Raw genomic sequence first — 14871 nt, forward strand, 5'->3', positions numbered from 1 at the left:
CCGACCTAACCAATAACCCGCCGTGCTTACAAGCCGACGGGTTATTTTTTTATCTTTGGCAGTCATCATTGATTTTTTTTGTTATGCGTATTTCATTTGTAGGGGCTGGCAATGTAGCTTGGCATATGGCACAAGCACTCGAACACGCCGGCCATCATATTGTGGAAGTGTATAGTCGCGATTCACGCAATGCTCGGCGTCTGGTCAATAAACTCTATGATACCAACATCGCTCCTGATTTGGATTTTGCCGAAAGTACCGCCGAACTCCTTATTTTGGCCGTAGCCGATGATGCCCTGCCAGAAGTAATATCGCGACTTTTACTGCCCGAAAACTGCATCGTGGTACACACTTCGGGTACGCAATCGCTCGACGACCTCAAGCACCTAATTCATATCTATAGCGATGTCCCGGCACAAGTAGGGGTGTTTTATCCTCTCCAAACTTTTAGTAGAGAGGTAGCCATCAACATGAACCAAGTACCAATGTGCGTAGAGGCCGTAGAACCCAAAACCGAACAAATCCTCATCCAACTTGCCCAAGATATAAGTAGTATTGTGTATTTAGTGAGTTCCGAAGAAAGGCGAATTTTGCACGTAGCCGCTGTTTTTGCTTGTAATTTTACCAATCATTTGCTTGGTATTTCTAAGAAAATACTCGACGCCGAGCACCTCGAATTTGAACTACTCAAACCCCTCATTCGCGAAACCATCCGCAAAGCACTAGAAGCCCCCGACCCTTCGGTAGTACAGACAGGCCCTGCCCGAAGAGGCGACGAAAACACCATTGAAAGGCATTTGGATTTTCTGGAAAAATATCCAGCTTGGCAAGGTCTGTATGAAATCCTCACCGAGAGTATCAGACGGAGATAAAAATCAATCTCCCCTGCCCCATTCTCTAATAAGATTTCCACCTATCGGAATCCAGTCCGAAATCACGCTGATGATTTGAGGGGCAATAGGGACGGTATATTCGTACAAAAAACTTTCTAGGCGGTATTTGGGAGGAATCTGAATACCAACAGTACTTAAGAGCCAAAAGAATACGCTAATCCCAAATACCCACGTAAAAATCCCAACGGCAGCCCCCGCCAAATTATCAAGTGTTCCTAACAACGTATACCGTAACATCCTACGCATAGAATAGCCAATACGGTTTACCATGAAAACAGTAGGAAAGAAAATAACTGAAAACCCTACAAAAGGCAAAAAACGTCGGGTAAGTTCGGCAGTAAGATAAGGGGCAAGCAAGTCGGTTCCGAAGCGTAAAAACTTAAAGCCTACAATCATCGCTATCACAAAAGCAGCGACTCCTACTATTTCGATCAGTAGTCCTTTACGGTAGCCATTGAAAGCCCCCCAAGCCATTGGAATCAAAATCAATAAGTCTAATGTATTCATGTGCTGTTAGGTAAGATAGGGCAAAGAAGAGGATATGAATTGTTAAGATTCAATCCTAACAATTCATATTTCTTAGACTAAGAGGCTTTTAACCAAAGTCTGTACCAGCTTGCCATCGGCTTGTCCGGCCAGTTCTTTCATAGCTACTCCCATCACTTTTCCCATATCCGAAGGAGCTTTAGCACCTACTTTTGATATGATTTCTTGTAGTTTAGCCTTTACCTCCTCTTCGGTAAGCTGCTGAGGTAGATATTTTTCGATAACCGCGATTTCGGCCAATTCTTTTTCTAACAAATCGGGACGGTTTTGCTGCTCATAAATTGATGCCGAATCACGACGCTGCTTAGCGGCCTTGGTCAATAGCTTCAATTCATCATCAGCACTAAGAGTAGCATTGGCCCCTTCTTTGGTTTCTTCCAACAAAATCAAAGACTTGATCGCACGCAATGCCCGCAAGGTATCCTGATTTTTTTCGCGCATAGCTTGCTTAATATCATCATCGATTCTTTGTTTGAGCGACATATCGGTAAATTTTTAAAGTGGTTAAATAAAAAATGAGTTTTGCAGGGAAGAACGCTATTTTTTTAAGTGACTGATAATTTGAACTTTACTTCAAAGCCTGCCGCTCCCCCTCTACAAGCATGATAATTTTTGTGGTGCAAATCTACAAAAAAACGCTTGTATGCTTGGAAAAATTGAAATCAGTTCATTATCTTTGCATTCCCAAAACACGGAGGTTGTAGCTCAGTCGGTTAGAGCGTCGGATTGTGGTTCCGAAGGCCGTGGGTTCGAACCCCATCATCCTCCCTCTCATAAAGAGTCTAAAATTAAAATAAAGTCTGCGTTTTATTCGCCAATATTTTTCCCTTTTATTCTCTTTCATTTAAAATCCCAACGGTATTCGTTGGGATTTTTTGTTTGACACAAAAAGTAACTCATCATTCAAACTTTTCGTGGTTTACTTAGTTGAAGCTATTATGTATTCATTCCCCAACCCCATCCGTTTATCTAGTTCAGCCGAACGTATTATTTTTGTGATTTTGCCACTCATGCACATTGCAGGCGTCGTAGGACTTCAGCTGCCAGTATCTCAATCGCTCTTCAAAACTTTGGTACCTTTTCACCTTCTGAGTTGCGTTGGATTGCTATTTCTTTTTCAAGAAGAGTGGAACACGTCTACCATTATCTTATGGCTTACGTCATATTTGGTAGGCTTTTTTATCGAAGCACTTGGCGTGCATACGGGGCTCATTTTTGGGGCCTATCACTATGGCGAAACCTTAGGGTGGAAAATTATTGACATCCCCGTATTGATAGGAGCCAATTGGCTCATACTTGTTTTCTCTACTGGCGTGGTGATTCAGCACTTACATCCCAACAAATGGCTCAAAGCCGCCGTAGGTGCCGCTCTCATAGTTTTCATTGATGTGTTGATTGAACCTGTGGCCATAAAACTCGACTTTTGGGTTTGGGAAGAACCCACAGTACCTTTACAAAACTACATCGCTTGGTATATTATATCATTTGGATTGTTATGCTTATTTTATAGTCTTTCTTTTCCAAAAAAAAATCGTATTGCAGGCCTACTCCTTATCTGCCAGGCATTATTCTTTGCAGTTCACAATTTTATCTATCAGCTACTATAGATAATCGCAAAGTGGCACACCAAGCTATAAAGGGCTATTTATCAACAACATAGACAAAAACACTATTAAATCATAGGGTTTGTAAAGTAGTGAAGAATAAATTTTTAAAACATTTTCATAAACGTCTTGTTCTCTATATATGGAGACCAATGATAAATGAGAGATTGTTTGTAGACACCCTTCAAAGTATGTCTAATAACTACTAAAATATATTTTAACCTATCTTTCACCAAAGCACTTTGTTTAACATACCCAATAAAAGGTTAAACATTTTCATTTCAATTGTAATTATTAAGTTTAATATTTATTACATTTGAAAGATATATCAAATCCAAAGAGTACTTAACAACTTATACTTTGAATCTTTTGGTCGAATTTAGGAAAGTGTAATCAGGAAAATATGTAATGAGATGAGCAGCTATTCTATCCGAGATTTAGAGCAATTATCTGGTATTAAGGCCCATACTATCCGAATTTGGGAGCAACGCTACAATATCATTCAACCCAAAAGGACGGATACTAACATCCGAACTTACGACGATCAAGACTTAAAATTGATCCTTAATATTTCTCTTCTTAAAGACAACGGCTACAAAATATCAGAAATATCAAAATTGTCTTTAGAAGAGATAAGCAATGAAGTATTGGTAATTTCTGACCAAAAACTTAGCTATCCTGACCAAATTCATGCCCTCACGATTTCGATGATTGATTTGGATGAGGAGCGCTTCGAAAAAATCATTAGTACCAATTTTTTGCGTTTTGGGTTTGAAAATACGATGACAAACATCATCTATCCTTTTTTGAGTCGTATTGGCACCCTCTGGATGACAGGCTCTATCGGCCCTGCTCAGGAGCATTTTATGACCAACCTGATTCGCCAAAAAATCATCGTAGCCATCGACAGCCAAGTCATCAAATATCGCCCCGATTCCAAAAAGTTCATGTTGTTTTTGCCCGAAGGAGAGCTACACGAAATCGGGCTGTTGTTTGCGAGCTACATCATTCGCTCCCACAACCACCGCGTAGTTTATCTAGGCCAAACCTTGCCTTTTACGGAGCTTATGTTTGCTTACGATGTCCATAAACCTGATTTTATATTTTCGACTATCACTTCCGTCCCCTCCAACGACGAAGTTCAGCCCTATGTAGATCGACTTTGTAAGCAATTTCCCGATTCTAAAATTTTATTGACTGGCTATCAGGTTATTGGTCAAGACATTCAACTCGAACCCAATGCTACTATCATCAACAAAACCAGTGATTTAGTGGAGCTTTTGGCATAAGTTCTTTTATAAAAAAAATCCTTTTCAAATTTGAAACCTTCGACGGGTCGCTCAAACTTGAAAAGGATTTTTTATTTTTATCCCAAAAATATCTCAGTAATAACGCTCGCCTTCGAGGTAGTTTTGTACATAATCAGTAATACCCTCTTCCAAAGTATGGAATGGCTTGGTATATCCAATTGAACGGAGCTTGTTCATGTTGGCTTGGGTAAAGTACTGGTATTTATCGCGGATATCGGCAGGCGTATCTACAAAATTAATAGCAGGCTCCACACCCATTGCGTGGAAAGTATTGGTGGCCAAATCCACAAAAGTACGGGCTTTACCACTTCCAAGGTTATAAATACCTGAATTGCGACGGTGATGCATCAAAAATGAACACACCTCCACTACGTCTTTGACATAGACAAAATCCCGCATTTGCTCACCGTCTTTAAAATCAGGATGGTGAGAGCGAAACAATCTCATTTGGTTGGTCTTTTTGATTTGGTGATAAGCATGAAAAATCACCGATGCCATACGGCCTTTGTGGTATTCGTTGGGGCCATATACATTAAAAAACTTGAGCCCCGCCCAGAAGAAAGGTTTTTTGTCTTGTTGCAAGGCCCAAATATCAAAGTCGTTTTTGGACTCTCCGTAAGGATTCAAAGGCTTCAATTGCGGAATCAACGACTCATTGTCGTCATAGCCCAGCTCTCCTAAACCATAGGTAGCCGCCGAAGAAGCATAAACAAGGGGTATCTGATAATCGATACATTTTTGCCAGATTTGTTGAGAATAACGTACGTTTAATTCATCAAAAATCGTGTGGTCAAATTCCGTAGTATCCGTACGGGCACCAATATGGAAGATAAACTCTACTTCGTAGTAGTTTTGGGCGAGCCATTCAAAAAACTCGCTTCTTTCAACGCGCTCCTGAATTTTTTTTCCTTCTAAATTGTGAGCTTTTTCAATTTTTGAAAAATCATCAACTGCAATGATAAAATTGAAGTTTTCCTCGTTTAGCTTGCTGATAAGGCAGCTTCCTATAAAGCCTGCGGCCCCCGTTACAATGATCATATAAATAGTGTATGATAGGCGTTCAAATAGTGGGTTTTCAACTGGTTGGTCAGGTAAAAATACTCAAAAAAAGATTTACAAAGGTAGGTAATTAAATATATACAAAACCATATAAAATTTTGAGAAAAAATTTAATTTTTCAAAGAAAAGACACCTTCGATGAAAGTGTTTTTTTACTACCATTTTTGGTCGTAATTTTGCAAAAAATTTAAGCGCCTATCTCGTAAAACAAGTAATAACAATACTGGATTGGGCCATAGGTGGACTATTGATAGAGGAATAAAAAATGATTTACGTAACTAGAAAAGAACATTTTAACGCGGCTCACCGTGTATATAACCCCCAGTGGTCGGATGAAAAAAACCTTGAGGTATTTGGGATTTGTGCCAATCCCAACTATCATGGGCATAATTTTGAACTATTGGTAACGGTCAAAGGCCCCATCGACCCCGACACGGGCTTTGTGATAGATATGAAGAAATTAGGTAATTTGATGAAAAGCGCGGTGATTGACAAAGTAGATCACCGCAATCTAAACCTTGATGTGGATTTTATGCAAGGCGTGATTCCTAGTTGTGAAAACTTTGTAATTGAAATTTGGAAAATTCTGGCAAAAGGCCTTGCCGAAACCGCCCCTCATGCCAAGCTTCACTATCTAAAACTCATCGAAACCCCCAAGAATTACGTCGAATATTATGGGGAATAGCACCAAATCTCTCATTTGGGGAAGTATTATCGTCGGTATTGTCGTTGGTTATCTTTTTTATATTGATGCCTCTGCTGTCAATATCCCCATTTCGGACGACTATGACTTGGTAAGGGTCAAATATCGCCTGATGACAGGCAACTATTCGTGGTGGGAAACCATACAGATTTTGCTCGAACCCGAAAACGACCACCGCATTTTATTGCCTAGGTCGGTAGCGCTGCTCGACTATGCTTTAGAAGGCTTTATCAACTACCGCAGCCTGATTTGGTTTGTGAATGCAAGCCTGTTAGGAATTTTAGTGTTTTGGTTTTTAAGTTTTCGGCGCAATCATCTCAGCAAATGGGCGATTTTGCCGGTATTACTTTGGTATTGTACTCCCTTTGTTTTTGATGTTACGATGTGGGGCATCAATGGCATGCAACACACCACGCTCAATCTGCTCGTATTCGCATCTTTATATTTATTGGTATATTATCCTAGTACAATAGGTACTGCCATCGCTATTTTATTGGCGTTTGCAGCTACTTTCACCAATGGCAATGGCTTTTTAATTTTTCCAGCTGGGCTTGTGATTTTACTCTTGTCCCAAAACTGGAAAAAAAGCATCGTTTGGGGAAGTGGCATGGTGCTATCTTTATTGGCCTATTTTCTCAATTATAGTTTCGGCCAAGCCACGCAAGTCAAGGTATCGGGTGATTTCTTCCAAAACCTCCTTCTTAGTTTTGGAGCCCTTGTGGGAGGCTGGGCGGCCGCATTCCGAGGCCAAAATCCTTCATGGCTTTTGGTAAGTTCGTTTATCATAGGCATCATCACTTTGATAGGGCTTTTGACTTGGTTTTTAAAGCGTACTCTACTCGCACCTCTCAAACCTACCTCTTCTAAACCTTATTTCTGGATAGGTGTCTTCCTTTTCAGCGTCATGACCATCGGCATCATTGCTATTTCACGAGGAGGACGAGACGTCTATTCGGTTTTTACAAGTCGCTACAGTTTGTATCCTCTTCATATTCTGACCATTGCGTATGGAGCTTTGTTGCTAACTAGACCTATCCCTAATAAATGGCTCATCAGTATTGCATCTGGCCTTGGGGTTTTGTTTATGATAGGAAGCTACTATCAATACCAAGTCGACGTAGAAACGCGCCGTAGAAGTCTGGTAGCAGACCATTATAATTGGCGACATCATCGCAAGTTGCTTACCCATTTTAGGAGCGAACTAGCCGACTTTTACACCCAACCTGCTTACGATAAAGGGCTATATCGCTTCAACAATTCGCCCTTGGCTACGGCCGAAGCGGCCCTAGATGCCCCCGCAGATACTACTAAACTAGCCCCTTTACAATTAACACTCAGTACTCACTCAAAGCCGATTGATTATTTTGGCCATCCTCAAACGGTCGCTCAGTTTACGTTAGAAAATGAAAGTATTCCCCAACCTAATACGGGTAAAGGAGCATTTATTGTACTAAAATCTTCCAACAATACCACCTATGTGTTGCCGGCGATTCCTCAATCGGGTGGCCGAAAACTATTTGTAAGGCAAGGGAAAATATATAAATCGGGTTTTAAATCTACCTTTTATAACGAAAACTTTGTACCGGCAGATTATCGTATTGGCATTTTATCGGCGTCACCTCAAGGTTTTGATTTAAAGTTTTCTAACCAAATCATTCGCATTGATTCTCTTCATGCTAAACTGATTGATTGAGCTATGAAATACTACATCATTGCGGGCGAACGCTCAGGAGATTTGCACGGTAGCAACCTTATCAAGGCTATCAAACGCCACGACCAAAACGCTCAAATCAGAGCTTGGGGAGGCGATATGATGCAAGAGGCAGGGGCTCAGCTCGTGACTCATTATTCCGAAATGGCTTTTATGGGCTTTTGGGAAGTGGCCAAAAACCTTCGTACCATTTCAGGGTTCCTTAAAAAATGTAAAGCAGATATCCTGACTTATCAGCCCGATGTAGTCATTTTGATTGATTATGCTGGTTTCAATATGCGTATTGCTCAGTTTGCTAAAGAAAATAGCATTCGTACTTTTTATTATATCTCTCCCAAAGTCTGGGCTTGGAATCAGAAACGTGCGCTGAAACTCAAACAATATGTCGATAGACTTTTTGTGATTTTTCCTTTTGAAAAAGATTTTTTTAGAAAATTTGACTACGAAACCGATTATGTAGGCAATCCTCTCTTCGACGCCATTGCCGATTTCAGCCCCAATCCCCGATTTTTGAGCGACCACACTCTCTCTGTCACTCGCCCCATCGTGGCGCTATTGCCCGGAAGTCGCCGGCAAGAAGTAGAGCAAATGCTCCAAATCATGACTTCTACTAAGCCACATTTTCCTGATTATCAATACGTCATAGCAGGAGTGAGCAATTTACCCTCGGAACTTTATAAGCCCTTTCTCAAAAATGATGTACACTTAGTGACCGATGCCGCTTACGACTTATTATCGGTGGCTCAGGGGGCGCTTGTGACTTCGGGAACAGCTACGCTCGAAACGGCTCTTTTGGGAGTTCCTCAGGTGGTATGCTACAAAACCGCCGCCCTAAGCTACCATATCGCCAAGCGATTAATCCGAGTACCCTATATATCTTTAGTAAATTTAATTGCCCAAAAGGAAGTAGTAAAAGAACTCATTCAATCGGATTTGAATACCGAAAGATTGACAGAGGAGCTTCGCGCTGTTTTACCTAATGGACTCAAAAACAAAGAAATACAGAAAGATTATCAAAATATCAAAACGATTTTAGGAGAACAAGGTGCTTCCGAACGAGCTGGAAAATTGATGGTAGATGACTTATTAGCACACAAGAAATAATCGGGCTTCACAAAATCTTTACACACCCTACGGAGAAAAAGTAGGATTTTTTTTGTTGTAGCTATAAATCTATTCATCTAACTTTTTGTGTGCGAATGAAAATCGGAATTGTATGCTATCCTACATTTGGCGGAAGCGGCGTAGTAGCCACCGAATTGGGCAAGGCACTTGCGGCAGTAGGCCACCAAGTACACTTCATCACTTACTCCCAACCCACTCGACTAGATTATTTTAGCGAGAATATTTTTTATCACGAGGTTCATATTCCCAATTACCCCCTTTTTCAGTACGCACCCTACGAATCGGCGCTTTCGAGTACCATGGTCAACGTAGTGAATGATGAAAAGCTCGACCTCTTGCACGTACACTATGCCATTCCGCACGCTTCATCGGCTTACTTGGCCAAACAAATCTTGCGTTCGCAAGGCATTCATATTCCAGTGATTACGACCTTACATGGTACCGATATTACGCTTGTAGGTCGCGATGCTGCTTTTGGACCCGTGATTGCTTTTAGCATCAATGAGTCGGATGGAGTCACCGCCGTGTCGGATTTCTTGAAAAATGCCACCAACGAGTCATTTCCTATCACGAGAGAAATCGAAGTTATTCCGAATTTCATTGATTTGAATCGGTTCAAAAAACAAAAGAAAGACCACTTTAAATTGGCGATTTGTCCCAACAACGAAAAGCTTTTGGTACACACTTCCAATTTTAGAAAAGTCAAACGCATCGAAGATATCGTGATGATGTTTGACCAACTACGCCACATTGTTCCCTCTAAGCTTCTCTTGGTAGGAGACGGCCCTGAGCGCAGCCGCATTGAGTATATGTGTAGAGAACTAAAACTCATGCACGACGTGCGCTTTTTGGGAAATTTGGATGCTATCGAAGAGGTATTATCGGTGGCAGATTTGTTTGTGATGCCTTCCGAAACCGAAAGCTTCGGTTTGGCTGCTTTGGAAGCAATGGCCTGCGAAGTACCGCTTATTACTTCCAATGCCGGCGGACTACCCGAACTCAACGTGCAAGGAGTGACAGGCTTCATGAGCAATGTAGGCGACATCAATGATATGGTCAAAAATGCTGCTTATATTTTGCAAGAAGAAAATCTTCCACGATTCAAAGAAAATGCGTTGGCTCGCGCCCAAGAATTTGACCTTGCCAATATTTTACCAAAATATGAAGCTTACTATGAGCGTATTTTGGCTGAAAACCGCGCTTCTTTAGAAAAAGAGTTAAAAGAAGTAAGTTGACTTTAAAGTCAGTAGCCTAATTTTACAACAGCGAAAGGAGGTTTTTCCCAAAAAGCTTAGGTACCTCCTTAGTAAGTTTTATATTCGCTAAATTTCTCGCTGATTTTTAGAATAGTTGTCTTACCTTAAATCCTCTCATCAACAATGAAAAACAGTGCTTTAGCACTAGCGGTAATAGCAGTAGCGTTTACGTCTTGTACACGCTATTTTGTAGGAAAACCTGTCCAACTTACCCCTATCGCCATCAGTGATACTATCTCCGCGCCCACAAGCCCCCTTTCAGAGAAAGTGTCCTCTTATCTAAGGCCTTTTCATGATAGCCTAGATGCCCGCATGAATACCGTATTGGTCAAATCTCCTCGCCGATTGAGCAAGGGGCTTCCCGAATCCGAATTGGGCAATCTGATGGCAGACATCCTCCGCGAAATGGGACAAGAAAAATATGGCAAAGCCGTCGATGTAGCTATCACCAATTCAGGAGGCATTCGTACCGATTTTCCGGCTGGGAATGTCACTTTGGGCAATGTATATGAAGTAATGCCTTTTGACAATGAACTCGTCGCTATCACGGTATCGGGCGAAGTTATGCAAAAAGTGATTGAATATGTAGCCCAACGCAAAGAACCTCAATCTGGGCTTAAACTCTTGGTTGATAAAGCTACCAACAAACCTCTTGAAGTACTCATTGGCGGAAAGCCTCTTGATTTACAAGGCACTTATACCATCGTCACGAGCGATTATATGGCACTAAGCAGCGACATGGCTTCTGTGGTCAAAACCAATAAAGGATTCGTAGTTTTGAATTATCTCATGCGTGATGCAATCGCAGATTATCTGAGACGTAAAGGCCAACAAAACCAAGAGCTTAATCCCCAAAAAGACGGTCGTACTGTAGTGCGTTAGACTTCATCAAACATTCAATCAAATGGAAAGAAGATTATTCCTCAAAAATATACTTTCGGCAAGTGGAGTAGTAGCGCTGGGTCAATGGCCCTTTGAAACTTGGGCCGAAACCGCCGCCTCCAACGTCAAAATCACCATTTTACATACCAACGACCAACATAGCCGCCTAGAACCTTTCCCTAAAACCGACCGCCTCGCAGGCCGTGGCGGAGTAGTGAATCGGGCTCGATTGCTGAGCAAAATCCGTTCGGAAGAAGCCAATGTACTTCTTTTTGATGCGGGGGATATTTTTCAAGGTACGCCTTACTTCAATTTCTACAAAGGTCGCCCCGAAATCGAATTGATGAGCCAAATGGGCTACGATGCCGTGACGATGGGCAACCACGATTTTGACGGAGGGCTCGATTTGTATGTCAAACAAATCAAAGAATATGCTACGTTTCCTGTTTTGGTGGCCAACTACGATTTTAGCGGCACAGCGATGCAAGGACTCGCAAAGCCTTATAAAATCTTTACGGTAAAAGGGGTGAAAATTGGGGTGTTTGGACTAGGTATCAACCCCGATGGACTTATTCCTGAAAAACTCTTTGGAGGTACCAAATACCTGGACCCTATCAAAACGGCCAACGAAACGGCGGCATTTCTAAAAAATGACAAGAAATGCAGTTTGGTGGTGTGTCTTTCGCATTTAGGGTACAAAATGAGCGGTGGCGAAGTCTCCGACTTAGTAATGGCTCCCCAAACCAAAAATATTGACTTGATTATCGGCGGGCATACGCATACTTTCTTGAACGAGCCTACCTCCCTCACCAACCTCGCTGGAAAACCTATATTGGTCAATCAAGCTGGCTGGGGTGGGGCAAGTTTGGGGCGTCTAGATTTTACTTTCGACCGTGTTTCAAAGCAAGTATTTTATAGCAGTCAAGCGATTAGTGTGCAGTAAACCTAAAAGTCAAAACACTTACTCATTATCTCTTTAATGAGATGTATTTGTTTTTTATTGATTATTATAAGACATTTTGACTTAATATGAGTTTGAATTAAGTCAAAATTTTATTTTGCAAAAAACAAGTTTTAATTCTTATCCTCACTATCCAAAGGGGGCGTCGGAAATAGAGCAAAAACTAAACCTTCTTTACTTTTTTATGGATTCCAATCATCAGCTAAACGTTGCGTCGGAAGTGGGTACTTTGCGTCGGCTTCTCATTCATAGCCCAGACCGCGGTCTCGGCAAGGTAGTACCTTCAAAAGCCCAAGATTGGCTTTTTGAAGATATTGTACATCTTGATACCATGCGGCGTGAAGAGTATGATTACTACGTAAAAATTTTACTCTATTTTCTTGACCCTGAAAAGATTAAAGGAAAAATCAAAGAAATAGATGCCGATGCTTCGCGGTCTTTTTTTATTCCTGACAACCCCGCTTATTTCAATTCCGACAAAGTGATTGATATTCAAAAATTGTTGGCCGAAATTCTGGAAGATGACACAGTTCGCACCAAACTTATCGCCTCCATTTGCGCCGTTGAGCGATGTTCTTTTCGGATTCAACAAAAATTAAAAGAATATTCGACAGTGGAATTGGCCAAAATTCTCATCTCCGGCTCTCTTCCCGACAAGTCGATGATTTTTGCCCCTCTCCCCAATTTTATTTTCACGCGCGACATCGGCATTGTCATCAACAACTATATTTTGCTCAACAAGCCTGCCAAAACGGCCCGTACCCGCGAATCTCTCCTAACACAGTATATTTTCTTTTATCATCCCCAATTCGAAACTTATCGCGACCATATCATCGAAATCCCTGATAATGAGCATCATTTTCTATTGACCGACGACGAGCTCAAAAGCGACTATCACCGCTCCACGCTCGAAGGTGGAGATGTGATGATGGTAGCACCGCGACATTTGCTGATTGGATGTAGTGAGCGTACTACTATTTACGCGGCTCAACAAGTGATGAAAGTGCTGTTTGAAAAAAACGTAATAGATACCATTACGGTTGTAAAAATCCCCAAAAAACGGGATTATATGCATATCGACACGGTATTTACCCAAGTAAAACGCAACGTATGGGTGCTGCTCGGGTCGATAGCCCGCCAAGGCGATGAAGCCAAGCAAAAGGATGTATTGCACTTTTTTGCCCCCAAAGAAAACCCCGACCGACTCCAAATCATGCAGTTTAATAAAGGTTGGGAAAACAAACCTACTGAGATTGAAAACCTAGAGGATTTGTTAGCAGATATTAGCAAAAACGACCTAGGTTGCAAAGACCCCGTGAAGTTTATCTATTCGGGCAACAATGAATTTCCTTTTGGTGCCCGCGAACAGTGGACAGACTCTTGCAACTTATTGGCTCTCAAAGACGGGGTGGTGATTGGCTACGACCGCAACGACAAAACCCTCGAAGCTTTTAGGGCGGCGGGCTTCCGCACCGTACGCGCCAAGGATTTATTGGAAGAGTTTGAGGCTGGCGTTTCATCGCCCGATACCCTCTCCGATACGTTCATCATGCTTCCGTCGGCAGAGCTTTCGCGGGCGCGTGGCGGCTCTCATTGCATGAGTTTGCCCATTTTAAGAGATGGATTTTAGGGCTAAATTGGTTTTTATTGATTAACTTTAGGATGAAAATAAGTATTTTTAGTACAATGATTTTGATACCCTGTTAATTAAATAATTAGAAAAGGCTGTAAGTAGTGGATAATTAGAGAATTTTTAAATTATCTCCTTTTCAAATTCTCAAACAACGTATTTAAGCACCATTGTACAAAGTATTAATTCCCTAAAAATCAGAAAAGTAAGATATGATGTCCTACAAAATGCAACCCCAAGCCACATCACACATCTTGATGATTCGACCCGTGAGGTTTGGATTTAATGAAGAAACGGCCCCAAGCAACGCCTTTCAGAATGCAATATTAGCCGCCCAAACCAAAGATGTAACCCAAGCAAAGGCACTAGAAGAATTTGAAGTCATGACCTCTCAGCTAACTGCTGCCGGCATAGACCTTCTGGTGTATGATGATACCGCCGAACCTTACACGCCCGATTCGATTTTTCCTAACAATTGGATTTCTTTCCACCAAAGTGGCAAGGTAGTATTGTATCCTATGCAAGCTCCCAATCGCCGTTTAGAACGCCGCTTGGATATTGTTGAAGACCTCAAAAATCGCTTTCATGTAGAAGAAATCATTGACCTGACGTATTTTGAAAACGAAGGTAAATACCTCGAAGGAACGGGAAGTATGGTATTTGACCGTCGTTATAAAATCGCCTTTGCGTGCTTATCGCCCCGTACTCATTCTGAAGTTTTGGATGCTTTTGCCGACGCTACCGGTTATAAAATTGTAAAATTCAATGCCAGCGACGCCAACGGTCAAGCAGTATATCATACCAACGTAGTGATGTGTATCGGAGATGCGTTTGCGGTAGTGTGCTTGCAGGCTATCGCCAACCCTGACGAACGATTGCTTGTACGCGAAGAACTCGAAAAAACGGGTAAGCAAATCATCGAGATTACCCTTGAGCAAATGAATAGCTTTGCTGGTAATATGCTTCTAGTCTATAACAAACGAGGTGAAAAACTGCTAGTGATGTCAACTCAGGCGTTTGAATCACTGACGCCTAAGCAACGCGACGAAATTGATGACTATGCTGTACTGCTCCACGCCGACTTGTCGGTCATCGAAGCCAACGGCGGCGGCTCGGCTCGATGCATGATGGCCGAAGTACATTTGCCCGAAAAATAATAGATTTTTGGGGTGCTGTGCGTAAATCACGTTT

14 protein-coding genes and 1 tRNA gene are annotated in these 14871 nt (G+C 41.7%); 12 read left to right on the forward strand and 3 right to left on the reverse strand.

All coding sequences use genetic code 11. The features are described from left to right. The first annotated feature begins 83 nt into the window (after positions 1-83). Positions 84-872 carry a Rossmann-like and DUF2520 domain-containing protein gene (locus tag G563_RS0120645; RefSeq protein WP_028666976.1) on the forward strand — a complete coding sequence of 263 codons (789 nt, stop codon included), beginning with the start codon at positions 84-86 and terminating at the stop codon, positions 870-872. A gap of 3 nt (positions 873-875) precedes the next feature. On the opposite strand, the gene G563_RS0120650 is transcribed toward G563_RS0120645, so the two are convergent. Together G563_RS0120650 and G563_RS0120655 are read right to left on the reverse strand one after the other, a co-directional pair. Further along, positions 876-1400 (reverse strand): CvpA family protein, encoded by a 525-nt coding sequence (locus G563_RS0120650; RefSeq protein ID WP_028666977.1) that lies wholly within the window; start codon positions 1398-1400, stop codon positions 876-878. Between the two features lie 72 nt (positions 1401-1472). After that, positions 1473-1922: a GatB/YqeY domain-containing protein gene (locus G563_RS0120655; protein WP_028666978.1), complete on the reverse strand. Its 450-nt coding sequence runs from the start codon at positions 1920-1922 to the stop codon at positions 1473-1475. 211 nt (positions 1923-2133) lie between these two features. Between G563_RS0120655 and G563_RS0120660 the strand changes: the two genes are divergently transcribed. From G563_RS0120660 to G563_RS0120670, 3 genes are all read left to right on the forward strand, one after another. Further along, a tRNA-His gene (locus G563_RS0120660) sits at positions 2134-2207 on the forward strand. A gap of 146 nt (positions 2208-2353) precedes the next feature. Continuing rightward, positions 2354-3046, forward strand: a complete 693-nt coding sequence (locus G563_RS0120665; protein ID WP_211235297.1) for a carotenoid biosynthesis protein — start codon at positions 2354-2356, stop codon at positions 3044-3046. Between the two features lie 410 nt (positions 3047-3456). Beyond that, a complete protein-coding gene (locus tag G563_RS0120670; RefSeq protein WP_028666980.1) occupies positions 3457-4332 on the forward strand; it encodes a MerR family transcriptional regulator in 876 nt (291 codons plus the stop codon). A gap of 93 nt (positions 4333-4425) precedes the next feature. Here the strand turns inward: G563_RS0120670 and rfaD are convergent, their stop codons facing one another. Then, positions 4426-5391: an ADP-glyceromanno-heptose 6-epimerase gene (gene rfaD, locus G563_RS0120675; protein ID WP_028666981.1), complete on the reverse strand. Its 966-nt coding sequence runs from the start codon at positions 5389-5391 to the stop codon at positions 4426-4428. A gap of 286 nt (positions 5392-5677) precedes the next feature. On the opposite strand from rfaD, the gene G563_RS0120680 reads away from it, so the two are divergent. The 8 genes from G563_RS0120680 to ctlX all read left to right on the forward strand — a co-directional run bounded on the left by G563_RS0120680 (position 5678) and on the right by ctlX (position 14837). Continuing rightward, on the forward strand, positions 5678-6097 hold the full coding sequence (locus G563_RS0120680) for a 6-pyruvoyl trahydropterin synthase family protein (RefSeq protein ID WP_028666982.1): 420 nt from the start codon (positions 5678-5680) through the stop codon (positions 6095-6097). Next, complete coding sequence (locus tag G563_RS0120685) at positions 6087-7808, forward strand: hypothetical protein (protein WP_028666983.1); 1722 nt, start codon at positions 6087-6089, stop codon at positions 7806-7808. The genes G563_RS0120680 and G563_RS0120685 overlap by 11 nt, the downstream gene beginning before the upstream one ends. Before the next feature lie 3 nt (positions 7809-7811). Further along, positions 7812-8930 (forward strand): lipid-A-disaccharide synthase, encoded by a 1119-nt coding sequence (lpxB, locus tag G563_RS0120690; protein ID WP_028666984.1) that lies wholly within the window; start codon positions 7812-7814, stop codon positions 8928-8930. 95 nt (positions 8931-9025) lie between these two features. Beyond that, positions 9026-10186: an N-acetyl-alpha-D-glucosaminyl L-malate synthase BshA gene (gene bshA, locus G563_RS0120695; RefSeq protein ID WP_028666985.1), complete on the forward strand. Its 1161-nt coding sequence runs from the start codon at positions 9026-9028 to the stop codon at positions 10184-10186. Positions 10187-10330: 144 nt separating this feature from the next. After that, positions 10331-11089 carry a 5'-nucleotidase C-terminal domain-containing protein gene (locus G563_RS0120700; RefSeq protein WP_028666986.1) on the forward strand — a complete coding sequence of 253 codons (759 nt, stop codon included), beginning with the start codon at positions 10331-10333 and terminating at the stop codon, positions 11087-11089. Positions 11090-11111: 22 nt separating this feature from the next. Continuing rightward, positions 11112-12032 carry a bifunctional metallophosphatase/5'-nucleotidase gene (locus tag G563_RS0120705; protein WP_028666987.1) on the forward strand — a complete coding sequence of 307 codons (921 nt, stop codon included), beginning with the start codon at positions 11112-11114 and terminating at the stop codon, positions 12030-12032. A gap of 202 nt (positions 12033-12234) precedes the next feature. Then, a complete protein-coding gene (locus tag G563_RS0120710; RefSeq protein WP_028666988.1) occupies positions 12235-13680 on the forward strand; it encodes an arginine deiminase family protein in 1446 nt (481 codons plus the stop codon). A 215-nt stretch (positions 13681-13895) separates the two neighbouring features. After that, positions 13896-14837 carry a citrulline utilization hydrolase CtlX gene (gene ctlX / locus G563_RS0120715; protein ID WP_084650929.1) on the forward strand — a complete coding sequence of 314 codons (942 nt, stop codon included), beginning with the start codon at positions 13896-13898 and terminating at the stop codon, positions 14835-14837. Positions 14838-14871 lie beyond the last annotated feature (34 nt).

The sequence above is a fragment of the Runella zeae DSM 19591 genome (genome assembly GCF_000423565.1).
GTDB classification, from domain to species: domain Bacteria; phylum Bacteroidota; class Bacteroidia; order Cytophagales; family Spirosomataceae; genus Runella; species Runella zeae.

What these genes read in the sequence shown, in the direction of transcription:
- G563_RS0120645 (WP_028666976.1), top strand. Translation starts at nt 84, where the DNA reads ATGCGTATTTCATTTGTAGGGGCTGGCAATGTAGCTTGGCATATGGCA.
- G563_RS0120650 (WP_028666977.1), bottom strand. Translation starts at nt 1,400, where the DNA reads ATGAATACATTAGACTTATTGATTTTGATTCCAATGGCTTGGGGGGCT.
- G563_RS0120655 (WP_028666978.1), bottom strand. Translation starts at nt 1,922, where the DNA reads ATGTCGCTCAAACAAAGAATCGATGATGATATTAAGCAAGCTATGCGC.
- G563_RS0120670 (WP_028666980.1), top strand. Translation starts at nt 3,457, where the DNA reads ATGAGCAGCTATTCTATCCGAGATTTAGAGCAATTATCTGGTATTAAG.
- rfaD (WP_028666981.1), bottom strand. Translation starts at nt 5,391, where the DNA reads ATGATCATTGTAACGGGGGCCGCAGGCTTTATAGGAAGCTGCCTTATC.
- G563_RS0120680 (WP_028666982.1), top strand. Translation starts at nt 5,678, where the DNA reads ATGATTTACGTAACTAGAAAAGAACATTTTAACGCGGCTCACCGTGTA.
- G563_RS0120685 (WP_028666983.1), top strand. Translation starts at nt 6,087, where the DNA reads ATGGGGAATAGCACCAAATCTCTCATTTGGGGAAGTATTATCGTCGGT.
- lpxB (WP_028666984.1), top strand. Translation starts at nt 7,812, where the DNA reads ATGAAATACTACATCATTGCGGGCGAACGCTCAGGAGATTTGCACGGT.
- bshA (WP_028666985.1), top strand. Translation starts at nt 9,026, where the DNA reads ATGAAAATCGGAATTGTATGCTATCCTACATTTGGCGGAAGCGGCGTA.
- G563_RS0120700 (WP_028666986.1), top strand. Translation starts at nt 10,331, where the DNA reads ATGAAAAACAGTGCTTTAGCACTAGCGGTAATAGCAGTAGCGTTTACG.
- G563_RS0120705 (WP_028666987.1), top strand. Translation starts at nt 11,112, where the DNA reads ATGGAAAGAAGATTATTCCTCAAAAATATACTTTCGGCAAGTGGAGTA.
- G563_RS0120710 (WP_028666988.1), top strand. Translation starts at nt 12,235, where the DNA reads ATGGATTCCAATCATCAGCTAAACGTTGCGTCGGAAGTGGGTACTTTG.
- ctlX (WP_084650929.1), top strand. Translation starts at nt 13,896, where the DNA reads ATGTCCTACAAAATGCAACCCCAAGCCACATCACACATCTTGATGATT.